Below are 25,911 nucleotides of genomic sequence, written 5' to 3' on the forward strand. Positions count from 1 at the left end.
ACGACATCCGCCCATCAGTGCACGTCGCCGTCGACGTAGTACCAGTGACGGTCCTCCCGCACGAAGCGGCTGCGCTCGTGCAGCGACCCCCTCGCTGCTCCCTGACGCCAGAGCGCCTCGAACTCCACCACGCCGTCGCGGTCGAAGGGGCCTCCGGCCACGCGATCGATGAGGACCAGCCGCCGCCAGTCGAGGTCGGGCTCGAAATCGATCGTCTCCGGCCTCGTCGTCGGATGCCAGCTGCGCAGAAGGTGCGCCGCGTCCTGAACGACGAAGGCCGTGTAACGCGAACGCATCAGACGCTCCGCCGTCGGAGCAGCGGCTCCATCGAGAATCGGGCGGCAGCACGCGCCGAACGTGTCCCCGGACGAGCACGGGCAGCGTGACCCGTCGTCGATCACGACGTCATCCGGCGCCATCTCCGCCTCCGTTGTCATCCCCTCAGCGTACGCTCGACGAAAAGGCCAAGAAGGAGCATCGTGACCACTCAGCCCGTCGTCCCCTCGTTCACCGCCCACAACGGGTTCGCTCTCCCGGCCATCGGCCTCGGCACCTACGGACTCCACGGCGATGTCGGGGCGGAGGCCGTCAGCGGCGGCATCGGCGCGGGCTACCGCCTGGTCGACACGGCGTTCAACTATGAGAACGAGGGATCGGTCGGGCGCGGGGTCGCCGCCTCGGAGGTCGATCGCTCCGAGATCATCGTGACCACGAAGCTCCCCGGCCGCCACCATCCCTCGGCGAAGGCGCGCACGAGCATCGAGGAGAGTCGTTCCCGCCTCGGACTCGATGTGACGGACCTGCACCTCATCCATTGGCCGAACCCCCTCCAGGACGAGTACGTCCAGGCCTGGGTCGCGCTCGTCGATGCCCAGGCTCGGGGTGTCGTCCGGCAGATCGGCGTGTCGAACTTCCTCCCGGAGCACCTGGAGCGCATCGAGCAGGAGACCGGGGTGCGGCCCGTCGTCAACCAGATCGAGGTGCATCCGTACTTCCCGCAGGAAGAGCAGCTCGCCTACCACCGAGAGCACGGCATCCTCACCGAGGCATGGAGTCCGCTGGGTCGTGCGAAGGAGCTCTTCGACGAACAGGTGATCCACGACATCGCCGCGGCCCGTGGCATCACGAACGCGCAGACAGTCCTCGCGTGGCACGTCGCCCGCGGCACGGTGTCGATCCCGAAGGCGTCGTCGCTCGAACATCAGGTGGCGAACCTCGCAGCCGCCGAGATCGTGCTCGACGATGCCGAGGTCGCGGCGATCACTGCGCTGGGACGCGCGGACGGACGCCTCTTCGACGCCGACCCGCGAACCCACGAGGAGTCCTGAGGCAGGCTCGCGTCAGACCTTCTGCGTGCCGAGCACCCTCAGGAATTCGAGCTTGCTCGCCGATTCGCTTCCGGGTGCGGCGGTGAGAACGATCAACGCGTGCGATTCATCCTCGGTGAAGAGCGCCTGACAGTCCACCTCGATCTCGCCCAGTTCCGGATGCACCATCACCTTGTGCTGCTCGAACCGACGGCTCACCACGTGGGCGTCCCACAGCTCGACGAACTCCGGGCTCCGGGCGGTCAGCTCTGCGACGATCTCCCCGGCGCGGGATCGGGGGCCCATCACGCCGTGCGCGGCGCGCAGCGACCCGACCAGGGCGCGGGCCTGTCGCGGGTGATCGGCCTCGCGATACCGACGCCGTTCGACGTCGGGATACGCGAACCAGCGGTAGATGCCGCTGCGGTCGAGCCCGGTGAGTGCACGAGCATCGCCCACGAGCGCGCGGGACGCATCGTTCTGCACCAACACTTCATCGAGGACGGAGACGACGAAGGCCGGGGTGTCGTGCAGTCGGTCGAGCACGCGGAGGATGCCGGGGCGTACGTACTCCGTGATGTGTGCACGATCGGGGGCACTGTGGCCGCAGAGCCGGAAGAGGTAGTCGCGCTCGTCCTCGGTCAGGCGCAGAGCCCGGGCCAGCGCGGCGAGGATCTGCACGCTCGGCTGCGGACCACGCCGCTGCTCCAGACGGGCGTAATAATCCGTCGACATGGTCGCCAACTGCGCCACCTCCTCCCTGCGCAGTCCCGCGGTGCGTCGTCGCGGCCCCGCCGGGAGCCCGACGTCAACGGGCCTCAGCGCCTCCCGCCGACGGAGGAGGAATTCGGCCAGTGCATCACGATCCACCCCTGAAGTATCCCCCGCTGTCGACCCCGGTTCCAGGGATCCCCGATCCCTGGATGTCCGCTCTCTGGATGGACGGTGCCAGGAAGCCGAGGCTGGTCGCATGAACATCAGCGGAAACACCATCTTCATCCCGGGAGCGACGAGCGGTATCGGCCTCGCCCTCGCGCTGCGCCTGCACGATCGGGGCAACACCGTGATCGTGGGCGGACGCCGCGAGGACCGCCTCACGGCCATCGCGACCGCGCACCCCGGCATCCACACGATCCGCATCGACACTGCCGACGCGCGCAGCATCGAGGCCGCTGCCCGTACTGTGCTCGCCGAGCACCCTGATCTCAATGTGCTCATCACCATGGCCGGCGTCATGCGGGCAGAGGACTGGACGACCCCGTCAGGCTTCCTCTCCACCGCCGAGGAGACGGTGACCACGAACGTCCTCGGGCCCATCCGGCTCATCGCCGCTTTCATCGATCACCTGCGCGCGCAGCCGGATGCGACGATCATGACGGTCTCCTCCGGGCTCGCGTTCGCCCCGCTCCGGGTGACCCCGACCTACAACGCCAGCAAGGCCGCCATCCACATGCTCAGCGAGTCTCTGCGCCTGCAGCTCGAGAGGAGCAGCGTGTCGGTGCTCGAGCTGGAGCCGCCGGCCGTGCGCACGCCGCTCATGCCCGGGCACGAGGAAAACGAGTCGGCGATGCCGCTCGACGAGTTCATCGACGAGGTCATGATGCTGATCGAGTCGCAGCCGGACGCCACCGAGATCCAGGTCGAGCGGGTCAAGTTCCTCCGCTACGGCGAAGCCCGCGGCGACTACGACCAGGTCGTCGCGACGCTGAATCGCACCGACCCTCACGGTCGCTGAGAACTGAGGGCGTCGGCCTCCGAGCCCGGCGCCCTCAGGGACGCAGGGTGGCAGCCGCGGCGGTGAGGGCATCGGCGGACTGACGCAGCAACGCCAGCTCACCGTCGGAGAACGATGTGTTCCGGATCGGCACGGCACCCGCCGCGCTCACGATCGACGGCACCGAGAGGGCGACACCGTCGAGCCCGTGGAAGTCGCGCAGCACCGTGCTCACCGGCATCACCGCATGCTCGTCGCTCAGGATCGCCTCGACGATGCGCGCGCTCGACAGGCCGATCGCATAGTTCGTGGCTCCCTTGCCCTGGATGACCTTGTACGCGGCGTCACGCACGTCGACCGCGATCTCCTGCAGCTCGTCGAGCGTGAAGCGCGGGTGCCCCGGCGTCTCCCACTCCAGGATCGGCACGGTGCCGATCGTCGCGCGGGACCAGAGCGGGAATTCGGTGTCGCCGTGCTCGCCGATGATGTGGGCGTGCACGCTGGCGGTCGACACTCCGGCGCGCTCACCGAGCTTCCACCGCAGCCTCGACGTGTCGAGCACGGTTCCCGAGGCGAAGATCCGCTCCGGCGGAAGCCCCGTCTCCTCCTGTGCGATCACCGTCAGCACGTCGCAGGGATTCGTGACGATCACGTAGATGGCGTTCGGTGCGACTTCGAGCAGATCGGGCATCATGCGGCGGATGATGCCCGCGTTGACCTCAGCGAGCTCGATGCGGGTCTGGCCGGGCTTCTGCTTGGCCCCGGCCGTGATCACCACGACGTGCGAACCGGCCGCGACGGAGATGTCGCTGCCGCCGATGATGTCGCTGGAGCCCGTGAACTGCGTGCCGTGGGCGAGGTCGAGCACCTCGGCCTCGACCTTTTCGGTCGCGATGTCATACAGCGCGACGTGCCGGGCAGAGCCACGGATCAGTGCCGCATAGGCGACACTCGATCCCACGCTTCCCGCACCGACGACCGTGAGCTTCGAGTTCTCGATGATCTCCATGCGCACAGTCTTGCAGTGCGGCACCCCGATCCGGGAGGGGTCTCACCGGAAGAATGCCGTCCCGCTCGACGACGTCACAGCGCGGCGGCGACAGCCTCCGCCGCAGTCGCGTGTGTGAACCGGAATCCGGATCGCTCCAGTACCTGCGGCCGGACATCGGCGTCGGGGAGCAACAGCGATTCCGCAGCGTCCCCGAGAGCCCAGCGCAGCGCCCAGGCCGGCGCGGGCAGCCAGAACGGCCGATGCATCCGCGCGGCGAGCGCACGACCGATGTCGTTCGCGGAGGCCGGAGTGGGTCCGGTGAGGTTGACCGGCCCCACGATCTTGGCGTCCAGGATGTGGCGGATCGCCCGCACCTCGTCATCGAGCGAGATCCACGGCCAGATCTGCGTGCCGCGGCCCAACGGCCCGGAGACGCCGAATCGGGTCAGCTGGATGAGGGGCTTGAGGACTCCGCGTCTGTGCACCACCGGCGCGGTACGGAGCAGGGTGACCCGGGTGTGGTCTTCCGCACGTCGCGCTTCGGCTTCCCACCGCACGGTCAGATCGGCCAGGAAGGTCTGCCCTGCGGCCGAGTCCTCGGTGAGGATCTCACCGGGGGCGGAGCCGTAGTACCCGACGGCGGATGCCGAGACGAGCGCCGGGGCGTCGGAGCGCAGTGCCCGAAGCGCGGTGGTCAGGGTACGCGTCGCCTGGAGCCGCGAGTCGACGAGCTCCCGACGATAGCCGCGTGTCCAGGGCAGCCGTCCCACGCTGGCTCCGCCGAGGGCGACGACCGCGTCTGCGCCCGTCAGAACCTCGGGGTCGAGTGCGCTCTCCCCCGGCGCCCATTGCGCCTCGTCCTCCGATCGCGGGATCCGACGGACCAGAGCGGTGACTTCGATCCCATCCGCGCGGAGCGATGCGGCGAGTGCGGTGCCGATGAGGCCCGATGCCCCGCTGATGACGATACGTCCCGCCATGTGTGAAAACTCCCCTGTCCGATCGCCGAATCGTGTCGTGCGGTCCAGCGTACGCGCCGCCTCGCTCCCCGGAGGTCAGGTCTCAGCGGGCCCGCCGATAGTGCGTCGCGATGACCCCGCTGCGAAGCGGTGTGGCGGAGATCAGCTCGAGACGGCGTGTTCCTGGCAGTCCGTCCTGATACAGGGTCGGGCCGTGACCCACGATCCGGGGGTGCACGAGGAACCGGTACTCGTCGATCAGGTCCAGGCGATCGAGTTCGCTCGCCAGCATCCCGCTGCCGAGCAGGACACCATCGGGGGTGTCGTCCTTAAGTCTCTGCACGCTCGTGCGCAGGTCTCCGACGAGGCGATGGCTGTTGACCCAGGGGAAGTCGTCTCGCGTGGACGAGACCACATACTTCGGCTTCGCGTCCAGCGCGACCGCCCAGTCGTACAGCGCGCGTGGAGCGTCCACCTCACCGCGGGCGACCGCCGGCCAGGCGTCCTCCATCATCTCGTAGGTGGTCCGGCCCCAGAGCATCGCACCGGATTCCTGCAGCAGTCGCGTGAAGTGGGCGTGGGTCTCGTCGTCGGCGATCCCCTCACGATGATCGACGCAGCCGTCGAGGGTGACGTTGATGCTGAAGGTCAGAAGTCCCATGCGGGGAGCATAGGTCTGCGGCGAGGCGACCGCCAGGGGTTTTCGGACGGACGCCTCGCCGCTCATCGGCTGCCTTCACCCGCCCTTGGTGCCTCGCGAACGCGTGACGCCGATGACCGTGTCGAGGATCACGAAGCCGAGGAGGGTCCATCCGACGAGCGGAAGCCAGAAGCCGATGAGAACGGCGGCGACTCCCACCGCTCCGATCCCCCACCACGGTGCCGTCGGCAGCACGCGGCGGGGTGGGGCCCCGACGACGGGGCCCGTGACACGCGGCGTCCTCCGTTTCCACCACAGGAGATAACCGAGCACGACCATCGCGGCGAGTCCGACGGCGACGACGAACAGCACGACCTGGTTGACGAGTCCGAACATCACCCCCATGTGCACATTGATGCCCCAGCTGGCGAGCTTTGCAGCGAGCGGGAGGTCCGCGAAGTCGATCCGGTCGACGACCTGCATGGTGATCCCGTTGATCGCGAGGGAGTCGCCTTCCGTGGGGAAGCTGCTCTTGATCTCGCGGATCGTCCATGCCGTGCCGGGTTCTGCCGGTGGTTTGATCTCGACCTGCCCCGTGTTGACGTTCTCTTCTTGCGCGATCGCGAGGATCGCGTCGAAGGTAGCAGGATTGGCGGCGCCGGTCGGTGCGGTCATCGCGCCGTTGTGGCCGGCGTGCTCATCCGCTGACGCGGTTCCGCCGTCGAGGCTGGTCTCGATCGAGGGCGTGCCCCAGTCGAGTGCGGCGCGAAGACTGCTGACGTTGTTCCCGGCATACTGCGACCAGGTGATTCCGGTGGCGGAGAGGAAGAGCGCACCGAGGATGACCCAGATCCCGATGCTCGTGTGCCAGCCCAGCATCCCGCGGTAGCCCTTGTGGGCGAGGTTCGGGCGAAGGAGGTCCCTCTTCGCCCGGGACATCCGGATGCGGACGATCCACAGCGCCAGACCCGCCACGACCACGATCCCGAGCCAGGAGGCGGCGAGTTCGCTGTAGAGACGTCCGGCGTCTCCCAGGTGGAGGTTGCGGTGGAGATTGCTGATCCAGGTGCGGAGCGGCGTCGCGCCACTGGTGCCGTAGACGACCAGATCGCCGCGGATCTCTCCGGTTCCGGGATCGACGAACACGGCCCTGGATTCGCTCGGTCCCAGCCCGTCCTCGGCGTACATGATCCGTGTGGTGTCGCCGGGTTCGGGTGCGGGCCGCACAGCGAGGAGTCCGGAGGGGTCGCCACGGTAGTCGGCGGCGGCCTCGATCTGCTCCGCGAGGGTGAGTGATGTCTGCGTGTCGGGTGCACGCAACTGCTCCGCGTAGACGGCCTGTTCCAGCTGCGGGGTCAGCGCGTACAGGGCGCCGCTGACGGCGGCGATGAGGATGAACGGCCCGACGAGGATGCCCGCGTAGAAGTGCAGACGGAGCAGCAGAGGGACGAACCATCCGCGTCGACGGGACGTGGCGGGTGGGGAGTGTGGGGCGGATTCGGACGATGTGAGGGTCATGGTGGTGCTTTCCGGATGTGAGGGGTCGCCGATGAGATCGTCGTGCGCACCGGGAAGAAAGGCGTGCCCCCGGGTGCAGACGGACGACACCGACGGTCGTTCAGGAGGCTCTGGGCGCACGTGGCGCCCAGAGCGGGAACACACCGGCCGCAGACGAGCCGGTGCGGATCAGATCACGCCGTGCGCCGGCGGAGCCCGGCCCCGGAGACTCGCGAGTGTCGACGACTCACGCAGACGACGACCACGCGGCGAGACGCCGGGTTCGCGCAGGGCGAGCATCGCGGGGGCGCCCAACGCCGCTGCCACCCGACGACGCACCCAGAGGACCACCCGAATCGCGAGGTCTCGCAGCGCGAGCAGCATCCGCTCACCGCGATGCGCGGCGGCGACCGTCACGATCGCAGCCGACAGGTGTCCGATCCACATGGTCGCGTCGGCGACGACCAACTCCGCCGTGGCGGAAGCACCGGGCAGAAGCATGGCAGTGCCGTGCACGTGACCGAGGGATCGCCCCGAGGGCTCGATCGTCCCCAGGACGAACAGGAGGTGGAACAGGAGTTGGCTGATCGCGATGGAGATGCTCGATCGGATCACCGAGAGCTTCCGGCCCGCGAGGAGCACGCAGATCATGAGGGAGAAGATCCAGGGCACCAGGAGGCCCAACGGGCCCGGCATCTGTCCGCCGCCGGTCACGTGGCCGGCCAGCGCCGCGAACGTCGCGAGTGACGCCGAGGAGAAGCCACGCACGAGTGCGCTCTTCCTCGACGGGATCATGTTCCCATCCTGTCATCGCCGCGGCGACAGGGTGGAGCTCGTGATCTGGAGTGGGCCCTGCCGGGATCGAACCGACGACATCCACGGTGTAAACGTGGCGCTCTACCAGCTGAGCTAAAGGCCCTGGTGTCGTCAGTCTATCGGGAGCCCGGTGCGCACCCGTGTCGTAGAAGAGGGATAGGCTGAATCCGGCGCGCGTTGTGCACAGCTGACAAGGCTGCCCGTGTCGCTTCCCGTTTCCTTGGCATGACCTGCCAGCTTGACGAAAGGTTCCCCCGTGACCGTGCACGACCAGGATCCGTACTCCCAGGGCCCCCTCGACAGCGATCCGGAGGAGACCGGCGAGTGGCAGCAGTCCCTCGATGAGCTGGTGGATGCCAAGGGCCACGGCCGCGGCCGCGAGATCATGCTCAGCCTGCTCAAGCGCTCGAAGGAGCTGCACCTGGGCGTGCCGATGGTCCCGACGACGGACTACATCAACACCATCGCCTCGGAGAACGAGCCCGAGTTCCCCGGCGACGAAGAGGTCGAGCGTCGCTACCGTGCATGGATCCGCTGGAACGCCGCGATCACCGTGCACCGCGCGCAGCGCCCCGGCATCGGCGTCGGCGGACACATCTCGACGTACGCGTCGTCGGCCGCGCTGTACGAGGTCGGCTTCAACCACTTCTTCAAGGGTGCCGACAACCCCGGCGGCGCCGACCAGATCTTCATCCAGGGTCATGCCTCGCCCGGCACCTACGCCCGCTCGTACCTCGAGGGACGTCTGAGCGAAGACCAGCTCGACGGCTTCCGCCAGGAGAAGTCACACGCCCCGAACGGCATCCCGTCGTACCCGCATCCGCGTCTGATGCCGGAGTACTGGCAGTTCCCGACCGTGTCTATGGGGCTCGGGCCGATCAACGCCATCTACCAGGCGATGTCGAACAAGTACCTCGAGAACCGCGGCATCAAGGACACCTCGCAGTCGCACGTCTGGGCTTTCCTCGGCGACGGCGAGATGGACGAGGTCGAGAGCCGCGGCCAGCTGCAGGTCGCCGCCAACGAGGGCCTCGACAACCTCACCTTCATCGTCAACTGCAACCTGCAGCGCCTCGACGGTCCGGTGCGCGGCAACGGCAAGATCATCCAGGAGCTCGAGTCGTTCTTCCGCGGTGCGGGCTGGAACGTCATCAAGGTCGTCTGGGGTCGCGAATGGGACGACCTGCTCGCCCGCGACACCGAAGGCGCACTGCTCAACCTGATGAACGTCACCCCGGACGGCGACTACCAGACGTACAAGGCCGAGTCCGGCGCTTACGTGCGCGAGCACTTCTTCGGACGCGACGAGCGCGCCGCGGCCCTCGTCAAGGACTACTCCGACGAGGACATCTGGAACCTCAAGCGCGGTGGCCACGACTACCGCAAGGTCTACGCCGCGTTCAAGGCGGCGACCGAGCACAAGGGCAAGCCCACCGTCATCCTCGCGAAGACCGTCAAGGGCTACGGCCTCGGTCCGCACTTCGAGGGCCGCAACGCGACCCACCAGATGAAGAAGATGACGCTGGACAATCTCAAGACGTTCCGCGACGCGATGCACATCCCGATCACGGATGCGCAGCTCGAGGAGAACCCCTACCTGCCCCCGTACTACAACCCGGGCCCCCAGGACGAGACGATCCAGTACATGCTCGAGCGTCGTCAGGCGCTCGGCGGCTATCTGCCGGAGCGCCGTTCCACCCACGTCGGACTGTCACTGCCGGACGACTCGGCGTACGCCCTGCCCAAGAAGGGCTCCGGCACGCAGGAGATCGCCACGACCATGGCGTTCGTCCGTCTGCTGAAGGACCTGCTGCGCTCGAAGGACTTCGGCCACCGCATCGTCCCGATCATCCCGGACGAGGCCCGCACGTTCGGAATGGACGCCTACTTCCCGTCGGCGAAGATCTACAACCCCAACGGCCAGCACTACACGTCGGTCGACCGCGAGCTCCTCCTCGCCTACAAGGAGAGCCCGCAGGGCCAGATCGTGCACGTCGGCATCAACGAGGCGGGTGCCCTCGCGGCGTTCACCGCGGCCGGCACCTCCTACGCCACGCACGGCGAGCCGCTGATCCCGATCTACCTCTTCTACTCGATGTTCGGATTCCAGCGCACCGGCGACGCCCAGTGGGCGGCCGGCGACCAGATGGCCCGCGGGTTCATCATGGGCGCCACGGCAGGTCGCACCACCCTCACGGGTGAGGGCCTGCAGCACGCAGACGGCCACTCGCACCTGCTCGCCGCCACGAACCCGGCGACGGTCTCGTACGACCCGGCCTACGGCTACGAGATCGCGCACATCATGCGCTCCGGTCTCGAGCGCATGTACGGCGGCAACCACGAAGACCCCAACGTCATGTACTACATCACGCTCTACAACGAGCCGATGGTCATGCCGGCGGAGCCGGAGAACGTGGACGTCGACGGCATCGTGCGCGGCATCCACCGCGTTTCGGTCGGCGAGGGCGAGGGCCCCCGCGCCCAGCTCTTCGCGTCGGGCGTCGGTCTTCCCTGGGCACTCGAGGCTCAGCAGCTGCTGAAGAACGACTGGGGTGTGATCGCCGACGTCTGGTCGGTCACGTCCTGGACCGAGCTTCGCCGCGACGGCCTCGCCGCCGACGAGCACAACTTCCTGCACCCGGAGGAAGAGCCCCGCACCGCGTACCTCACCCAGAAGCTGCAGGGCGCCGAGGGTCCGGTCGTCGCGGTCAGCGACTTCATGCACGCTGTGCAGGACCAGATCCGCCCGTGGGTGCCGAACCGCTTCGCCACGCTCGGTGCCGACGGCTTCGGCTTCTCCGACACGCGGGCCGCGGCTCGTCGCTTCTTCAAGATCGACGGCCCGTCGATCGTCGTCCGCACGCTGCAGTCGCTCGCCGAAGACGGGGTCGTCGACCGTTCTCTCGCCGCGCAGGCCATCCAGAAGTACAGCCTGCACGATGTGAACGCCGGAACCAGCGGCAACGCGGGCGGCGAAAGCTGAGCCCTCGGTGACAGGTTCTCCTCCTTCCGGCATGGACAAGGCCGCGACGCTCACCTGGCTGCGCCGGATCTCCGGTGACATCGCCTCGGTGACGATCAAGCGCCTGGAGGACACCCTCCCGTGGTACGCCGATATGCCACCAGCCCGCCGCTCTGCGGTCGGGCTGGTGGCCCAGGCGGGCATCACGTCGTTCATCCAGTGGTACGAAGACCCCACCTCCACACCGTGGATCGCGGCCGACATCTTCGCCGCGGCCCCGCGTGAACTCCTGCGCAGCGTCAGCCTCCAGCAGACCCTGCAGCTGATCCGCGTGACGGTCGAGGTCACCGAGGAGCGCGTCGCCGGACGGGGAAACGATCTCCGCGAAGCGATCCTGCTCTACTCGCGTGACGTCGCCTTCGCGGCGGCCGACGTGTACGCCAGGGCTGCGGAGGCCCGCGGCCTGTGGGATGCGCGCCTGGAGGCGCTCGTCGTCGACTCGATCCTCACGGGCGAGGCCGACGAAGAGCTCCCGAGCCGGATCGCCGCGCTCGGATGGCACGGACACGGGGAGGTCGCCGTCCTCGTCGGCACCACGCCTCCCCAGTTCGACGTCGATCTGGTCCGCCGTACGGCGAGGAAGCTCGCTGTCGACGTGCTCATCGGCGTGCAGGGCTCCCGACTCGTCCTGGTGCTCGGACGCGCCCGAGTCGAAGGGCACGAAGTCGAAGAGGAAGAGCTCGGCTTCCAGGAGATCGCCTCCCGCCTCGAGCCGTCCTTCGGCCCGGGATACGTCGTACTCGGCCCCGAGGTCGCCGCCCTCGTGGACGCGAGCCAGAGCGCACGCGCCGCGCTCGCGGGGTTCGCCGTCGCCCGTGCATGGCGCGGTGCTCCCCGTCCCGTCGAAGCCGATGACCTGCTCCCGGAACGGGCACTCGCCGGAGACCCGTTGGCGAAGCAGACCCTGATCGAGCGCATCTTCCGCCCCTTGCAGGCGCACTCCACCGATCTGGTGACGACTCTGTGGAGCTACCTCGACAACGGGCGCTCCCTCGAAGCCACAGCACGCGAGCTGTTCGTGCACCCCAATACCGTGCGCTATCGCCTGAAGCGCGTGAGCGAGGTCATCGGCTGGGACGCCACCGGCCCCCGTGAGGCTCTCATCCTGCAGACCGCGCTGATCCTCGGTTCGATCGGTGCGGCGGATCAGGTGCGGCGGCGGCCACCGCTTCGACGTCCGCAGCGCTGAGCGCGCCCTTCTGTACGCCACACACAAGGGTTTTTCCGAATCTTGTGATGGATCATCCACCGATCTCCGGCAATCGTTGGCAGACTGGGTGGGTGATTGTCGTCGTATGCCCAGGTCAGGGCTCGCAGACCCCCGGATTCCTCGCCCCTTGGCTCGAGCTCGACGGGGTGGCCGAGCGCCTCGCCTCGTACTCCGACGCCGCGGAGGTCGATCTGCACGAACACGGCACGGTGTCCGACGCCGACACGATCCGTGACACGCGTGTCGCGCAGCCGCTGATCGTCGCCGCGTCGTTGATCGCCGGTGACGCATTGACGCAGCGCGCCGGTCGTCGCGCCGACGGCATCGCCGGCCACTCGGTCGGAGAGATCGCGGCACTCGTCGGCAGCGATGTGATCGACGCCGACACCGGCATGCGCCTGGTGGGCATCCGCGGCCGTGCGATGGCCGACGCTGCGGCGCAGGAGCAGACCGGGATGAGCGCCGTGCTCGGGGGCGACGAAGACGCCCTTCTGGCGCGCCTCGCCGAGCTCGACCTCTCCCCCGCCAACTACAACGGCGGCGGACAGATCGTCGTCGCCGGCGCCCTCCCGGCTCTCGCCGCTCTCGCGGAGGAACCCCTCAAGGGCACCCGCGTGGTCCCGCTGCAGGTTGCCGGAGCCTTCCACACGCGGTACATGGCGTCCGCCGTCGCCGCTCTCCGCGATGCGGTGGCCGACGTCACCCCCGCGAACCCCGACATCACTCTCTGGACCAACCGTGACGGCTCCGTCGTCGCGGACGGGGCCCAGGCGCTGAGCTTCCTCGTCGACCAGGTCTCGTCGCCGGTGCGCTGGGACCTCTGCATGCAGTCCTTCGCAGACGCCGGCGTGACCGGGGTCATCGAGCTCGCCCCCGCCGGCGCCCTGGTCGGCCTCGCCAAGCGCGGCCTCCGCGGTATCCCGACCGTCGCCGTGAAGACTCCCGAAGACCTCGATGCAGCCGTCGCGCTGCTGAATGGAGAAGCCGCATGAGTGCCACCCTCGCCCAGGTGACCGGCCCGGCATACACGCGCATCTACTCCTACGGCGCCGCCCGCGGCGAGAACGCCGTGCCGAACGAAGACCTGGTGGGTCCGATCGACTCCAGCGACGAGTGGATCCGCCAGCGCACGGGCATCATCACCCGCGCGCGAGCCGACAAGGGCACGGACGCGATCGACCTCGCGACCACGGCGGCGGCCGAGGCGATCGAGAAGTCGGGTGTCCCGGCGGACCAGGTCGATCTGGTGATCGTCGCGACCATCAGCAACCCCAAGCAGACCCCGTCCGTCTCGGCGATCGTGGCCGACCGCGTGGGGGCGAACCCCGCGGCGGCCTACGACATCAACGCTGCCTGCGCCGGCTACGCCTATGCGATCGCTCAGGCCGATGCACTGATCAAGGCCGGCGCTGCGCGCTACGCACTGGTGATCGGCACCGAGAAGCTGTCCGACGTCGTCGATCCGACCGACCGCAGCATCTCCTTCCTCCTCGGCGACGGTGCGGGCGCTGCGCTCATCGGCCCGAGTGACACGCCGGGCATCGCTCCCGCGGTCTGGGGCTCCGACGGCTCGAAGGCCGACGCGGTAGGCATGAACGGCACACTCACCGACTTCCGCGACGGCGTGGTGCCGTGGCCGACCCTCCGCCAGGAGGGCCCGACGGTCTTCCGCTGGGCAGTCTGGGAGATGGCCAAGGTCGCACGCGAGGCGCTGGACAAAGCGGGCGTCGAGCCCTCCGACATCGCCGCGTTCATCCCGCACCAGGCCAACATGCGCATCATCGACGAGTTCGCCAAGCAGCTGAAGCTGCCCGACACCACGGTGATCGCGCGCGACATCGAGACGACGGGCAACACCTCCGCGGCCTCCATCCCGCTGGCCAGCCACCGCCTGATGGCCGAACACCCCGAGCTGTCGGGCGGTCTCGCCCTGCAGATCGGCTTCGGTGCCGGTCTCGTGTTCGCCGCACAGGTCGTCGTCCTTCCCTGAGAATGCGCTGACCTTCCCTAGACTGTTCCACGGTTCCGAAAACAACCCGCAAGAAAGAGGAAGACCACATGGCTTTCACCAACGATGAGGTCCTCGCCGGCCTCGCAGAGCTCATCACCGACGAGACCGGCATCAACGCTTCCGAGGTCGCCCTCGAGAAGTCGTTCACGGACGACCTCGACATCGACTCCATCTCGATGATGACGATCGTCGTCAACGCCGAGGAGAAGTTCGGCGTCACCATCCCCGACGACGAGGTCAAGAACCTGAAGACCGTCGGCGACGCCGTCAGCTTCATCGTCGCGGGCCAGGAGTAATCCCGGCAGGATGCCACTCCCGCGCCTCGCGGGGAGTGGCATCCTCCGCCTGCCCTCTCACCCGTTCGACTTCGTTTCGACAAGGAACCACACCTCATGACCAAGCGCATCGTCGTCACCGGCATCGGCGCCACTTCCGCCATCGGCGGCACGGCCCCGGAGAACTGGACGAACCTGCTGGCCGGCATGTCCGGCACCCGCACGCTCGAACACGACTGGGTACAGCAGTACGAGCTGCCCGTCACCTTCGCCGCCGAGGCGATTGTCCGCCCTGAAGAGGTGCTCCCCCGCCACGAGGCCAAGCGCCTCGACCCCTCGTCGCAGTTCGCGCTGATCGCCGCACGCGAGGCCTGGGAGGACGCTGGTTCTCCCGATGTCGCCCCCGAGCGCCTCGGCGTCGACTTCGCCACCGGCATCGGCGGCCTCTGGACGCTTCTGGACGCCTGGGACACCCTCCGTGAGAAGGGTCCGCGCCGGGTCATGCCTCTCACCGTTCCGATGCTCATGCCGAATGCCGCTGCCGGAAACCTGTCGCTGCAGTTCCACGCCCGCGCTTACGCGCAGACCGTGGTCAGCGCGTGCGCCTCCAGCACCGAATCGATCATCCACGCTTTCCATCACCTGCAGGACGGGCTCGCGGACGTCGTGATCGCCGGCGGCACGGAATCCGCGATCCATCCGATCACGATGGCCTCCTTCGCCTCCGCGCAGGCCCTCTCGCGCCGGAACGACGACCCCGCCCATGCCTCGCGTCCCGGCGCGATCGACCGTGACGGCTTCGTCATGGGCGAGGGCGCAGCCGCGCTGATCCTCGAAACCGAGGAGCACGCCAAGGCCCGCGGCGCCAAGATCTACGGCTATGTGCTGGGCGGTGGCGTCACCGCAGACGCCTATCACATCACCGGCAACGACCCTGAGGGCAACGGCGCGGCCCGTGCCGTCACGCAGGCGCTCGAGGAGGCCGGGGTCACGGCCGACCAGGTCACGCACATCAACGCGCACGCGACATCGACGCCGGTCGGCGACCCCAACGAGTACGTGGCACTCAAGAAGGTCTTCGGAGACCGGATCGACGAGATCCCCGTCTCGGCGACGAAGGCATCGACCGGGCACCTTCTCGGTGGCACCGGTGCGCTCGAGGCGATCTTCTCCCTCCTCGCGCTGCGCGACCGCGTCGCCCCGCCGACGATCAACATGACGGAGCCCGACCCGGCAGTCCCGTTCCGCCTCTCCGGCGAAGCCACGCCCCTCGGAGACGGTCCGCAGGTCGCGATCAGCAACTCGTTCGGATTCGGCGGTCACAACGCGGTCCTCGTGGTCGCCAGCGCCGACTGACACGCCACAACGAAGAGCGGCCCTCGGGATTCCGAGGGCCGCTCTTCTCATCTGCATGAAGATCACACGGAAGCATGAGCATCCGCCGGTACTCGGTCATGCAAGCGTGCACAGGTCACGCAGGTGCGCGGTGTTCCGTCAGGCGGTGCGGAGGCTCCCGAGCTTCTGCGATCGGGCCTCGCGCATCCGGGTGATGCGCGGGAGGAACCAGCCGATCAGCGGGCCGACACCGAAGGCGAAGAGCACGGTGCCGACGCCGACGGGGCCGCCCAGCAGGAAGCCCACGAGCAGCACGCTCCCTTCGATCAGTGTGCGCACCAGCCACACCGCCCATCCGGTTCGACGGACGAGCCCCGTCATCAGGCCGTCACGAGGGCCGGGGCCGAAGTCGGCGGCGATGTAGAGGCCGGTCGCGAAGGACAGCAGAAGCAGCCCGAAGACGAACATCGGAGCGCCGATCCACACCGAGGACGGTTGCGGGATCAGGGCGAGCGCGAGATCCGCACTCGGACCGACGAGCAGGGCATTCAACACGGTGCCCAGCCCCACGCGTTGGCGCAACGGAATCCATAGCAGAAGGACGATGATCGAGACCAGCACGGTCATGACGCCGTAGCCGAGGCCGGTCTGCGCGGCGAGACCGAGAGCCAGCACGTCCCAGGGAGCGACGCCGATGCCTCCCCGCACCATAAACCCGAGCGCGACGCCGTAGAGGAACAGACCGACGAGCAGCTGCACGAGCCTCTCGACGAGGTCGCGCCGACTGGTCGCCGTCACGGGGAGGAGCACAGAACGCAGGAACATCCCTCCACTCTGGCCCCCGATCCGCCTGTCGAGGCGAAGCCACTCGCCGCAAAGTGGTCTGCAGAGATCAGGCCACTTTGCGTCATGCTGGACGTATGGGATCACGACTCGTCGAACAGCTCGGAGCGCACAATGTCGCCGGCGCCACGGCGTCGGGGCTCGCGGACCGGATCAGGGCGCTGATCCTCGACGGCCGACTCACCGTCGGCGAGCGTCTGCCGAGTGAGCGTGCACTCGCAGTCGAGCTGCGCCGTTCCCGTTCGACGGTCACCCGCGCCTACGGCGTGCTGGAGACCGACGGCTACGTCTCACGTCTGCACGGCGGAAGCACGCGTGTCACGCTCCCCAACGGCCACACCGCTCCGGGCGCGGAGGCCGACGACGACTCCATCGACCTGTCGATCGCGTCGATGGACTCGACCCCGGGCCTGTACGACGCGACGGTGCGCTCGCTGCCCCGCCTCGCGGCGCTGCGCGGCACCAGCGGATACTCGCTGCGTGGACTTCCCGAGCTGCGAGAAGCCGTCGCGCAGCGGTTCCGTGATCGCGGCGCACCGACGTCGGCCGACGAGATCATCATCACCTCCGGTGCCCTCAACGCGGTGAACCTGATACTCACGGCGATCGGGCGGCGCGGTGAGCGAGCCCTGGTCGAGCAGCCGACGTTCCCTCACGCTCTCGAGGCGCTGAACCGCCACGGGTACCGGCTTCTCCCCACGCCGGTGGACGCCGACGGGTGGGACACGCGGCATCTGAACGAGACGCTGATGAGCTCCCGGCCTCATGTCGCGTATCTCATCCCCGACTTCCACAATCCGACCGGCGCGACCATCCCCGACGACGAGCGGCCGCGCATCGTGACCACCGCGCGCAACGTGGGCACTCACCTCATCGTCGACGAGACGACGACCGAGCTCGACATCGACCGGGGCTGGGCACCGATTCCCATGGCCGCGGGCGGCCCCAACGTGATCACCGTCGGATCGATGTCGAAGATCGCATGGGGCGGGATGCGCATCGGCTGGGTCCGCGCGGAGCGTTCCGTCATCGCGCGGCTGCTCGCGGTGCGCCCCTCGTTCGAACTCGGTACGGCGCTGCTCGAGCAGTGCATCGCCGTCGAGCTGCTCTCCGACATGCCTGAGCTCAGCGCGCACGTCCGCCGGCGCCTGCGCGCGGGTCGTGGGGCGGTTGAGGCGGGTGTGGCCGGTATCCCCGGGTTCCGGATGCCGCCGACGCCCGGAGGCCTCTCCGCGTGGATCGACATCGGCGCGCCACTGTCCACCTCGCTCTCCCTCGCTGCGCGCGAGCGGCGCCTCGTTCTTCCGCCCGGCCCCCGCTTCACGACGGGCGGCGTGCTCGAGCGCCGGGTGCGCATCCCGATCACGCTCCCACCCGAGCGGATGGCGGAGGCGATGCGGCGGTTGACCCTCGCCTGGGGAGACGTGCGCGAGGGAAGCGCATCGCGCACTGCGGAACTCCAACACTCCGCGGTCATCTGATCCGGATGACGAAGACGCCGCCCCGTTCCCGGGGCGGCATCTTCGTGGGAGCGGGGATACGTCTTCTCAGCGTCCGGGATGACTCACCGGCTTCCGATACTCACGCCTCCCCCGTTCCGGTCTGTGGTGTCGGCTCAGCCGACCTTGTGGAGCCAGACGACCCTGGCATCGTCGCTGGCGTGGCGGAAGGGTTCGAGCTCCTCGTCCCAGGCGGAGCCGAGGGCGATGTCGAGCTCGCGCTGCAGCTCGACCGCGCTCCCGGCGGCGATCTCCATCGCATAGCGGATGCGGTCTTCACCGATCACGATGTTGCCGGCGGCGTCGGTCTGTGCGTAGTGGATGCCGAGATCGGGTGTGTGCAGCCAACGGCCGCCGTCGCTGCGGGGCGTCGGGTCCTCGGTCACCTCGAAACGGAGGTGTTCCCACCCGCGGATGGACGTCGCGAGAGCCGCTCCGGTGCCGACAGGGCCGTCCCAGTAGAACTCCGCGCGTCGTGCGCCGTCCAGGACGGGCTGCTCGGTCCAGTCGAAGTTCACCGCACGCCCGATAGCGCGACCCACCGCCCATTCGAGGTGCGGGCAGAGCGCGCGAGGCGCAGAGTGGATAAACACCACTCCACGTGCGTAAGCCGTCGCCATGATCTCTCCGTTTCATCAGGTGCGTCTTCCCCAACGACCTGAACCACGAAGTGGCGAGAATATGCGGTTGTGCGCCCATTCTCGCCGAGATCCACAGAAATCACAAGCATGTCATTCCATGACGAAGGCCCCGGTCACGGGGACCGGGGCCTTCGGACCGCAATCGGTCGTAGATCTGACGAGGATCAGGCCTCGCTCATGGCCTGCTTGACCTGCTGGCCCTTGGCGGCGTAGTACGCCGCACGAGCGGCGTCCTTGCGCGCCTGCTCGGCATAGCCGAACTCCAGCGTCTCCTGGTCGACCTCATAGTTGGGCACATCGTCGGTGCCGTGGTACTTCTCGATGTAGGCGTCGAGCTCCGGGCCCGAGGTCCACGAGGTGATGAGGCAGTAGCGCGGCTCGGTGCCGTTGTGCGTGGCCGCGTGCCAGAGGCGCTGCGTGTCGACGATAAGCTGCGCACCGGCCGGAAGGGCGATGCGGTACTCGATGCTCGGGTCGGTGCGGTTCTCGCGCAGGACGAAGTAGCTGTCCTTGTCGTCCGTCAGATTGAAGAAGCCGCGGACCACCCAGCCCGTGCCGTCCGGGTTCAGACGGTTGTTGTCATCCTGGTGCAGGTTGTAGAGGCAGTCGCCGTACGGGGTCGGCTGCAGCTCGATCACGCGGCAGCGGCCGACGTTGGCACCCGGCTCCTGCGCGCGGCGCGTGAGGTTCGGGGCCTTCTCGGTCTGCGAGTCGATCCAGACGCCATCCTTGTCGGTGCGCGGCGGCTTGTGGTTCCAGAAGCCGTTGCACTCGATGTCACCGAAGGCACTGGCGAGAGGGGCGAAGCGGGTGTCACCCGACGACTTCCAGTCGTTGTACTCGATGTCGAGCCATTCCTTGGGGTCGAGCTCCTGGTTGTAGCTGTCGAGGACGACGAATCCCTTTTCCTCGAGGGCAGCGGACTTGATGTAACCCATGATCGAGTCATGTTCCTTTCATCGGGGGCCAGCACGTTTTAACAGGCCCTGATAAGGCAAGCCTAACAGCGTGGTCCGAGAGCCCTTCGGAGGTCGGCCGTGCATAACCGAATAGACTGATCGGGGCGCCCGGCGAGTCCTCGGCGCCCGTCGCTACGGGAGGACGAGACACCAGCATGAGCACCGCGACCAACGTCGAGGCGACAGCAGTCAACACGATCGAATGGCTCGCGGCAGGGAGCACGACCATCGTCGTCCCCGTGTATCAGCGGCAGTACCGGTGGGACATCGGCGGCTGCGAACGTCTCCTCTCCGACATCCGCGCGGTCGCCGGCGAAGACGATGCCCACCGTCACTTCATCGGCTCGATCCTGTCCGCCGAAGACGGCTCCGCAGCCGACTCCGACCTGATCCTCATCGACGGCCAACAGCGCATCACCACTCTCATGCTGCTGGTGGCCGCCCTGCATCATGCGATCCGCGATACCGACAGCGCCATGGCCGCAGCGCTCGAACGCGTGCTGGTGCGCTCCGACGCTCCGGACCGCACCAAGCTGCGCCCGCACGATGCCTGGGCCGACCTGTACGAGTCCGTGGTCCTGGATCGACGCGATGACGCCGACCGAGAGTCGCGCTTCGACGACAACTACGCCTTCTTCCGCAGCCAGATCCACGTCGACGAGGTTCCGGCCATCTGGCGCGGGCTGCAGAAGCTCGAGCACGTGTCGATCACCCTCGGCGCGCAGGCGAACGCACAGCAGATCTTCGAGAGCCTGAACTCGACGGGCGAGCCGCTGCGCGACCACGAGCTCATCCACAACTACATCCTGATGGGGCTCAGCCACGCGGAACAGGTCGACGTCGAGGCCCGGTTCTGGGTTCCGATAGAACGGCACACCGGCGAGGCGATCGGTGCCTTCTGGCGGCACTACCTCGTACTCGTCACCGGACGCGAGGTCGCCGCGAACGGCGAGCACGGCGTGTACAGCGCCTTCCGGCAGTCGTTCCCGCGCGTCGACGTCGACCATCTGCAGGCGGACGCGGCCGAGTGGCGGCACTACGCCGAGATCTATGGCACCCTGCTGGATCCGTCGCGGGAGCAGGACCCGGAGATCGCGCGGCAGCTGCGCCACGTCAACACGTTCGGCCGCTCCTCTTACCCGCTCGTGATGAGCGCCTACAGCGATCATCTGCGCGGCGTGATCGACCGCGCAGAGCTCGTCGAGACGTTGGAGTGGTTGCAGGCCCTCTCCCTCCGCCGCGCCCTCGTGAACCTGCCCGCGGAGAGACTCGTCGCCAGACTGTGCCGAGCGCGCCGCGACGGTCGCGATGCGCTCGCCCGGGCGTTCGCGCGCATCACGCCCTCCGACGAGCGCGTCAGTGCGGTCGTGAAGTACAGCGAGCTCCCCCACCCCGCGTATGTGCTGGGACGGCTCGAAGGTGTCGACGACGTCGACGACTTCGACGTCGAGCACATCGTCCCGACCGTACCCGGAGATGCGTGGTCGGGCGACGGGGAGCGATCGTGGATCGACTATTCCGAAGACGAGCAGAACAGCCACCGTGCCCTCGCTCCGACCCTCGGCAATCTGACCCTGCTCGAGCAGTCGCTGACGGAGCGGGTGTTCGGTGCCTCCTTCCCCGTCAAGCGCTCGGAAGCCTACGCGCACAGCTCCGTGCCGGCCACGCGCGATCTCACCGACCTCGGCTCCTGGAACACGGCGGCGATCACCCGCCGCACGATCGCGCTCACAGCCGACCTCATCCGCATCTGGGCGCGCCCCGCGCTGCCGGAGATCGATGACGACGGCCTGACGCCGATCCTCGATGCGGTCCGTCGCCGCGGATGGCCGACGGGCTGGGAGCGGGAGTTCGATTACGTCGAGTATCGCGGTGAACGATGGGAGGTTCCCGACGTCAAGTATCTGTTCAATCGGGTCTTCCGTCGCGCCTGGACCGACACGAGAGAGGCCGCCCTGGCCTACTGCGCCGCGCACGGCGGTCCGATCTACCAGGACATGGCCTGGAAAGGGCAGTGGGATGAGCTCGACGAGGGTCATTTCCTCTACATGGGCTGGGATTCCAACTACATGATGACCGCGGTGCAGGGCGTGCTCGAGGAGTCGGGCATCGCCTCGGAGGTCTTCGTCAAGTACTCCTATATCGGAAATGTGATGTGAACATGAGCACCATCGTCCGCACGCTGCAGGATCTCACCGTCGAAGAGCACACGCTCACCGTCCCTCTGGTGTGGGACGACCCGGCCGATCACCGCACCATCGAGATCTTCGCCCGCGTGGTCACCCGCGAAGGCGGCGACGCCCTCCCCTACCTGGTCTTCCTCCAGGGCGGGCCAGGGCATGAGGCTCCGCGCCCCTTCCACTCGTCGACATCGCCGGCCTGGCTCGACGAGGCCCTCGCCCACTATCGCCTGGTGCTTCTCGACCAGAGAGGGACCGGTCGGTCCACTCCTGTGGGCGACGGCGACCTCGAGCGCGGCTCGGCCGCCGTCGCCGAGCACCTCACGCATCTGCGCGCCGACGCGATCGTGCGCGACTGCGAGACCGTGCGCGAGCACCTGGGCGCCACCACCTGGAGCGTGCTCGGACAGTCGTTCGGCGGCTTCACGACCTTGGCGTACCTCTCCACCGATCCCTCCTCGCTCGAGGACGTTTTCATCACCGGAGGCCTCAGCGCCGTGGGTCGGCACCCTGACGACGTGTATGCGCTCTGCTACGACAAGATGCGCGACGCCTCGGAACGCTACTACCGCCGTTTCCCGGAGCACCGCGATGTGATGCGACGGCTCGTCGAGCTGGCGGATGCCGGCGACATCGTCCTGCCCGACGGAGAAGTCGTCTCCCGCTCACGCCTCCGGTCTGTGGGATCGGCCCTCGGCACGAACGATGGCTGGCAGACCCTGTGGTCGATCCTGGAGCGCGATCCCTCCTCCAACGCCTTCCGATACGACCTGATGCACGCGATGCCCTACGACGGCCGCAACCCGCTGTACTTCGCCTTCCACGAATCGAGCTACGCGGACGGGCACGCGACCCGGTGGTCGGCCGAGCGCACCGAGCCCACGGACTTCCGCGACGACCCCACGCTGTTCACGGGTGAGCACATCCGGCGCGAGTGGACCGAGACGGTGCCCGCATTCCGGCCATGGCGCGAGGTCGCCCTCGAGCTCGCCGAGTTCGAGTGGCCGAGCATCTACGACGCGTCCGCGATCGCCGGGTCGGAGGCGACCGGTGCGGCCGCGGTCTACGTCAACGACGTCTACGTGCCTTACGAGTTCTCTCTCGAGACGGCGAAGCTCATCCCGGGGGTGCAACTCTGGCAGACGAGTGAGCACGAGCACAACGGTCTGCGTTCGGGACCGGTGCTCTCACATCTCATCGACCTCGCGCACGGTCGCCGCATCCGCTGAACATCTCCTCCTGACGGAGGATGCTCTCGCCTCACCCGACGCCTACTCTGGAGCACATGGAACAGGGAGTGGGCGTGCTCGTCACGGTCGGAGTGCTGCTGCTCCTGGTCTCGGCGGTGATCGTCGTGATCGCCTTCGGCTTCTCAAGGGTGCCGATCGAGAAGAAGTACGAGACCAGTGGAGGGGGACTCGGCGGCGCATTCGACGCCGTCTGGTCTCCGTCTGCCCACGAGGCGGGTATCGAACGCGACCGCCAGACGCAGCGGACGGCCCCGGCACCATCGCCGGGCGATCCTCCGGACACGATCGACGACGGCCGGATCCGACTCGACCTCTGAGGCTTCGGGCACGGCTGCGAACGCAGCGCCCGGGGAACGAAGAAGGCCCCACGCTCCGAGGAGCATGGGGCCTTCTTCGTTGGCGATCGTTACTTGGACGAGCCGCCGAAGCCCTTGAAGCGCTGGTTGAACTTCTCGACGCGGCCGGCCGAGTCCATGATGCGCTGCTTACCCGTGTAGAACGGGTGCGAAGCCGAGGAGATCTCGACGTCGATGACGGGGTACTCCACGCCGTCCAGCTCGATGGTCTTGTCGCTCGACACGGTCGAACGGGTGAGGAACGTCTCGCCCGAACCGAGGTCGCGGAACACGACAGCCTTGTACTCGGGGTGAATGTCAGTCTTCATGGGATTCCTTAGTTGCTGCCCTGGATTGTGCCAGGGACGAGGGAAGTCTGCGGTGCAGAGAGCACCAAGGGTTGATTCTATCAGACCCGGATCAGGATGCTGCGCGGGCGGCGTAGCGGCCGTCCTCGCCGCTGAGCACGATCGGCATGCCGAACGTGTCGCTGAGAGCCTCGGCCGTGAGCGTCTCCGCGATCGGGCCCGCCGCGACCACGGCACCGTCCCGGATCAGCATCACGTGGGTGAATCCCACGGGGATCTCCTCCACGTGGTGCGTCACCATCAGCATGGCCGGGGTGGTCGGCGAGGACGCGTACCCGCTGAGGAGTGCGAGGAGCTCTTCACGAGAGCCGAGATCGAGCGAAGCCGTGGGCTCGTCGAGAAGCAGGAGCTCGGGGTCTGTCATGACGGCACGCGCGATCTGGACCCTCTTCTGCTCGCCGTCGCTGAGGGTGCCGAAGGTGCGGTCGGCCAGATGGTCGAGACGCCAGTCGCCGAGGACGCGGAGCGCGCGGCGCTCGTCGATGGCCTCGTAGCTCTCGTTCCAGCGGCCGAGCACGGAGTACGCGGCCGTGAGCACGGTGTTGAGAACCGTCTCGTCCCGGGGCACACGCTTGGCCATGGCCGACGAGGCGAAGCCGATGCGCGGGCGCACCTCGAACACGTCGGTGCGGCCGAGCGTCTCCCCCAGCACCGTCACCGTTCCCGACGTCGGGTGCATGAGAGTGTCGGCCAGCTGCAGGAGCGTGGTCTTTCCCGCGCCGTTCGGGCCGAGGATCACCCATCGTTGATCGTCGTCGACCTTCCAGGTCACGTGATCGATGATGTTGCGCCCCTCACGGCGCACGACGACGTCGGTGAATTCCAGAGCGCTCGGCATGCCTTCAGCCTATCGGCTCAGGCGGTCAGCTCCGCGTAGAGCGCGCGCGTCGTCTCGGCGATCGCCGCCCAGCTGAACTCCTCGCGCGCCCGCTCCCGTCCGGCCTCGCCGTACGCGCGTGCCCGATCCTGATCCATCGCCACCTCCGTGAGCACGGCGGCCAGATCCGCGACGTAGCGGTCAGGGTCCACCGGCGTGCCGGTGCCGTCCTGAACCTGCTCGATCGGGACGAGACGCCCGGTCACACCGTCGGCGACGACCTCGGGGATCCCGCCGGTCGCGGTCCCGACGACCGCCGCCCCGCACGCCATCGCCTCCAGGTTCACGATCCCGAGGGGCTCGTAGACGGACGGGCAGACGAACGTCGTCGCGGCCGTCAGGACCGTCGACAGCTCGTCGCGCGGCAGCATCCGCTCGATCCAGATCACCCCGTCCCGCTCCTGCTGGAGCAGCCGGACGCCTTCTTGGACCTCCGCCATGATCTCCGGTGTGTCCGGCGCTCCGGCGCAGAGCACCAGCTGCACCTCTGGCGGCAGCAGACGCGCGGCCTGCAGCAGAAACGGCAGCCCCTTCTGCCGCGTGATGCGACCGACGAAGACGACCGACGGTCGAGCAGGGTCCATTCCGATCGATCGCAGGAACTGGTCGTCGCGTACCGGACGCCAGCGTTCGACGTCGATCCCGTTGTGGATCACCCGCACCTTCGCCGGGTCGACCTGCGGGTAACTGCGCAGGATGTCGGCACGCATCCCCGCGCTCACAGCGATCACCGCTGCGGCGTTCTCATAGGCCAAGCGCTCGATCCCGCTGGAGACGGCGTAGCCGCCGCCGAGCTGCTCCGCCTTCCATGGTCGAAGGGGTTCGAGGCTGTGCGCCGTGAGCACGTGGGGGATGCCGTGCAGCTGCGAGGCGAGATGCCCGGCGAAGTTCGCGTACCAGGTGTGGCTGTGCACCAGATCGGCCTCGGCGATGGCCGACACGATCTCCAGATCCGTGCCGAGCGTCTGCAGAGCGGCGTTCGCCCCGGCGAGCTCGGCGGGCGTGCGGTAGGCGAAGGTGCCCGCCTCGTCACGGGGTGCGCCGAACGCACGGACCCGGACGTCGACGTGCTCCCTGAGGGCCGCGACGAGCTCGGCGACGTGCACGCCGGCACCGCCGTAGACCTCCGGCGGGTACTCCTTCGTGATCATTTCAACTCGCATGTCTGAACGCTAGTACAGC

Annotated in this window: 25 protein-coding genes and 1 tRNA gene; 12 read left to right on the plus strand and 14 right to left on the minus strand. The window is 68.0% G+C overall.

Annotated features, from left to right (window positions below; all coding sequences use genetic code 11):
• Positions 1 to 14: 14 nt before the first annotated feature.
• A complete protein-coding gene (locus tag DW307_RS05690) occupies positions 15 to 437 on the minus strand; it encodes a YchJ family protein (protein ID WP_136024266.1) in 423 nt (140 codons plus the stop codon).
• A gap of 42 nt (positions 438 to 479) precedes the next feature.
• Here DW307_RS05690 and DW307_RS05695 point away from each other — a divergent pair, with 42 nt between their 5' ends.
• Entirely contained in the window at positions 480 to 1,328 is an 849-nt protein-coding gene (locus DW307_RS05695) for an aldo/keto reductase (protein WP_136024267.1), read from the plus strand.
• Between the two features lie 12 nt (positions 1,329 to 1,340).
• On the opposite strand, the gene DW307_RS05700 is transcribed toward DW307_RS05695, so the two are convergent.
• Complete coding sequence (locus DW307_RS05700; protein ID WP_136024268.1) at positions 1,341 to 2,177, minus strand: helix-turn-helix transcriptional regulator; 837 nt, start codon at positions 2,175 to 2,177, stop codon at positions 1,341 to 1,343.
• Between the two features lie 100 nt (positions 2,178 to 2,277).
• Between DW307_RS05700 and DW307_RS05705 the strand changes: the two genes are divergently transcribed.
• A complete protein-coding gene (locus tag DW307_RS05705) occupies positions 2,278 to 3,042 on the plus strand; it encodes an SDR family oxidoreductase (protein ID WP_136024269.1) in 765 nt (254 codons plus the stop codon).
• A 34-nt stretch (positions 3,043 to 3,076) separates the two neighbouring features.
• On the opposite strand, the gene DW307_RS05710 is transcribed toward DW307_RS05705, so the two are convergent.
• The 6 genes from DW307_RS05710 to DW307_RS05735 form a co-directional block, all read right to left on the minus strand.
• Positions 3,077 to 4,030 carry an L-lactate dehydrogenase gene (locus DW307_RS05710; protein WP_021200718.1) on the minus strand — a complete coding sequence of 318 codons (954 nt, stop codon included), beginning with the start codon at positions 4,028 to 4,030 and terminating at the stop codon, positions 3,077 to 3,079.
• A 74-nt stretch (positions 4,031 to 4,104) separates the two neighbouring features.
• Positions 4,105 to 4,992, minus strand: a complete 888-nt coding sequence (locus tag DW307_RS05715) for a TIGR01777 family oxidoreductase (protein ID WP_136024270.1) — start codon at positions 4,990 to 4,992, stop codon at positions 4,105 to 4,107.
• Between the two features lie 82 nt (positions 4,993 to 5,074).
• On the minus strand, positions 5,075 to 5,632 hold the full coding sequence (locus tag DW307_RS05720) for a dihydrofolate reductase family protein (protein WP_029265052.1): 558 nt from the start codon (positions 5,630 to 5,632) through the stop codon (positions 5,075 to 5,077).
• Positions 5,633 to 5,707: 75 nt separating this feature from the next.
• On the minus strand, positions 5,708 to 7,129 hold the full coding sequence (locus tag DW307_RS05725; RefSeq protein ID WP_136024271.1) for a PepSY-associated TM helix domain-containing protein: 1,422 nt from the start codon (positions 7,127 to 7,129) through the stop codon (positions 5,708 to 5,710).
• Positions 7,130 to 7,297: 168 nt separating this feature from the next.
• Entirely contained in the window at positions 7,298 to 7,903 is a 606-nt protein-coding gene (locus tag DW307_RS05730) for a hypothetical protein (RefSeq protein WP_136024272.1), read from the minus strand.
• 51 nt (positions 7,904 to 7,954) lie between these two features.
• Positions 7,955 to 8,027: transfer RNA gene (locus DW307_RS05735), tRNA-Val, on the minus strand.
• Between the two features lie 153 nt (positions 8,028 to 8,180).
• Here DW307_RS05735 and aceE point away from each other — a divergent pair.
• From aceE to DW307_RS05765, 6 genes are all read left to right on the plus strand, one after another.
• Positions 8,181 to 10,907, plus strand: coding sequence for a pyruvate dehydrogenase (acetyl-transferring), homodimeric type (gene aceE / locus DW307_RS05740; protein ID WP_021200723.1), 2,727 nt, complete (start codon positions 8,181 to 8,183; stop codon positions 10,905 to 10,907).
• Between the two features lie 31 nt (positions 10,908 to 10,938).
• A complete protein-coding gene (locus tag DW307_RS05745; protein ID WP_021200724.1) occupies positions 10,939 to 12,135 on the plus strand; it encodes a PucR family transcriptional regulator in 1,197 nt (398 codons plus the stop codon).
• Positions 12,136 to 12,227: 92 nt separating this feature from the next.
• A complete protein-coding gene (locus DW307_RS05750) occupies positions 12,228 to 13,148 on the plus strand; it encodes an ACP S-malonyltransferase (protein WP_031207699.1) in 921 nt (306 codons plus the stop codon).
• Positions 13,145 to 14,146, plus strand: coding sequence for a beta-ketoacyl-ACP synthase III (locus DW307_RS05755; RefSeq protein WP_136024273.1), 1,002 nt, complete (start codon positions 13,145 to 13,147; stop codon positions 14,144 to 14,146). Before DW307_RS05750 ends, DW307_RS05755 begins: the two co-directional genes overlap by 4 nt.
• Positions 14,147 to 14,214: 68 nt before the next feature.
• Positions 14,215 to 14,463 (plus strand): acyl carrier protein, encoded by a 249-nt coding sequence (locus DW307_RS05760; RefSeq protein ID WP_017830435.1) that lies wholly within the window; start codon positions 14,215 to 14,217, stop codon positions 14,461 to 14,463.
• Positions 14,464 to 14,559: 96 nt separating this feature from the next.
• Complete coding sequence (locus tag DW307_RS05765) at positions 14,560 to 15,798, plus strand: beta-ketoacyl-[acyl-carrier-protein] synthase family protein (protein ID WP_136024274.1); 1,239 nt, start codon at positions 14,560 to 14,562, stop codon at positions 15,796 to 15,798.
• Positions 15,799 to 15,936: 138 nt separating this feature from the next.
• Here the strand turns inward: DW307_RS05765 and yczE are convergent, their stop codons facing one another.
• The gene (gene yczE, locus DW307_RS05770) at positions 15,937 to 16,602 is read right to left on the minus strand and encodes a membrane protein YczE (protein WP_136024275.1); all 666 of its coding nucleotides are present in this window, start codon (positions 16,600 to 16,602) and stop codon (positions 15,937 to 15,939) included.
• A gap of 95 nt (positions 16,603 to 16,697) precedes the next feature.
• Between yczE and yczR the strand changes: the two genes are divergently transcribed.
• Entirely contained in the window at positions 16,698 to 18,101 is a 1,404-nt protein-coding gene (yczR, locus tag DW307_RS05775; protein ID WP_136024276.1) for a MocR-like transcription factor YczR, read from the plus strand.
• Between the two features lie 134 nt (positions 18,102 to 18,235).
• On the opposite strand, the gene DW307_RS05780 is transcribed toward yczR, so the two are convergent.
• Together DW307_RS05780 and DW307_RS05785 are read right to left on the minus strand one after the other, a co-directional pair.
• Positions 18,236 to 18,739: a DUF3145 domain-containing protein gene (locus DW307_RS05780; protein ID WP_017830431.1), complete on the minus strand. Its 504-nt coding sequence runs from the start codon at positions 18,737 to 18,739 to the stop codon at positions 18,236 to 18,238.
• Between the two features lie 185 nt (positions 18,740 to 18,924).
• Positions 18,925 to 19,698, minus strand: a complete 774-nt coding sequence (locus DW307_RS05785; RefSeq protein ID WP_021200730.1) for a hypothetical protein — start codon at positions 19,696 to 19,698, stop codon at positions 18,925 to 18,927.
• 176 nt (positions 19,699 to 19,874) lie between these two features.
• Here DW307_RS05785 and DW307_RS05790 point away from each other — a divergent pair, with 176 nt between their 5' ends.
• Genes DW307_RS05790 through DW307_RS05800 form a run of 3 tightly spaced genes read left to right on the plus strand, consistent with a single transcriptional unit; the run spans position 19,875 to position 23,466 of the window.
• Positions 19,875 to 21,878: a DUF262 domain-containing protein gene (locus DW307_RS05790; RefSeq protein WP_136024277.1), complete on the plus strand. Its 2,004-nt coding sequence runs from the start codon at positions 19,875 to 19,877 to the stop codon at positions 21,876 to 21,878.
• Between the two features lie 2 nt (positions 21,879 to 21,880).
• Positions 21,881 to 23,128 (plus strand): alpha/beta fold hydrolase, encoded by a 1,248-nt coding sequence (locus DW307_RS05795; protein ID WP_168440991.1) that lies wholly within the window; start codon positions 21,881 to 21,883, stop codon positions 23,126 to 23,128.
• 56 nt (positions 23,129 to 23,184) lie between these two features.
• Positions 23,185 to 23,466 carry a hypothetical protein gene (locus DW307_RS05800; protein ID WP_021200733.1) on the plus strand — a complete coding sequence of 94 codons (282 nt, stop codon included), beginning with the start codon at positions 23,185 to 23,187 and terminating at the stop codon, positions 23,464 to 23,466.
• 89 nt (positions 23,467 to 23,555) lie between these two features.
• On the opposite strand, the gene DW307_RS05805 is transcribed toward DW307_RS05800, so the two are convergent.
• The 3 genes from DW307_RS05805 to glgA form a co-directional block, all read right to left on the minus strand.
• On the minus strand, positions 23,556 to 23,813 hold the full coding sequence (locus tag DW307_RS05805) for a type B 50S ribosomal protein L31 (RefSeq protein ID WP_021200734.1): 258 nt from the start codon (positions 23,811 to 23,813) through the stop codon (positions 23,556 to 23,558).
• 91 nt (positions 23,814 to 23,904) lie between these two features.
• On the minus strand, positions 23,905 to 24,690 hold the full coding sequence (locus DW307_RS05810) for an ABC transporter ATP-binding protein (RefSeq protein ID WP_021200735.1): 786 nt from the start codon (positions 24,688 to 24,690) through the stop codon (positions 23,905 to 23,907).
• Positions 24,691 to 24,707: 17 nt separating this feature from the next.
• Positions 24,708 to 25,892, minus strand: coding sequence for a glycogen synthase (gene glgA, locus DW307_RS05815; RefSeq protein ID WP_029260256.1), 1,185 nt, complete (start codon positions 25,890 to 25,892; stop codon positions 24,708 to 24,710).
• Between the last annotated feature and the right edge of the window lie 19 nt (positions 25,893 to 25,911).

Source organism: Microbacterium sp. K27 (genome assembly GCF_004794435.1).
Lineage (GTDB): Bacteria > Actinomycetota > Actinomycetes > Actinomycetales > Microbacteriaceae > Microbacterium > Microbacterium maritypicum_A.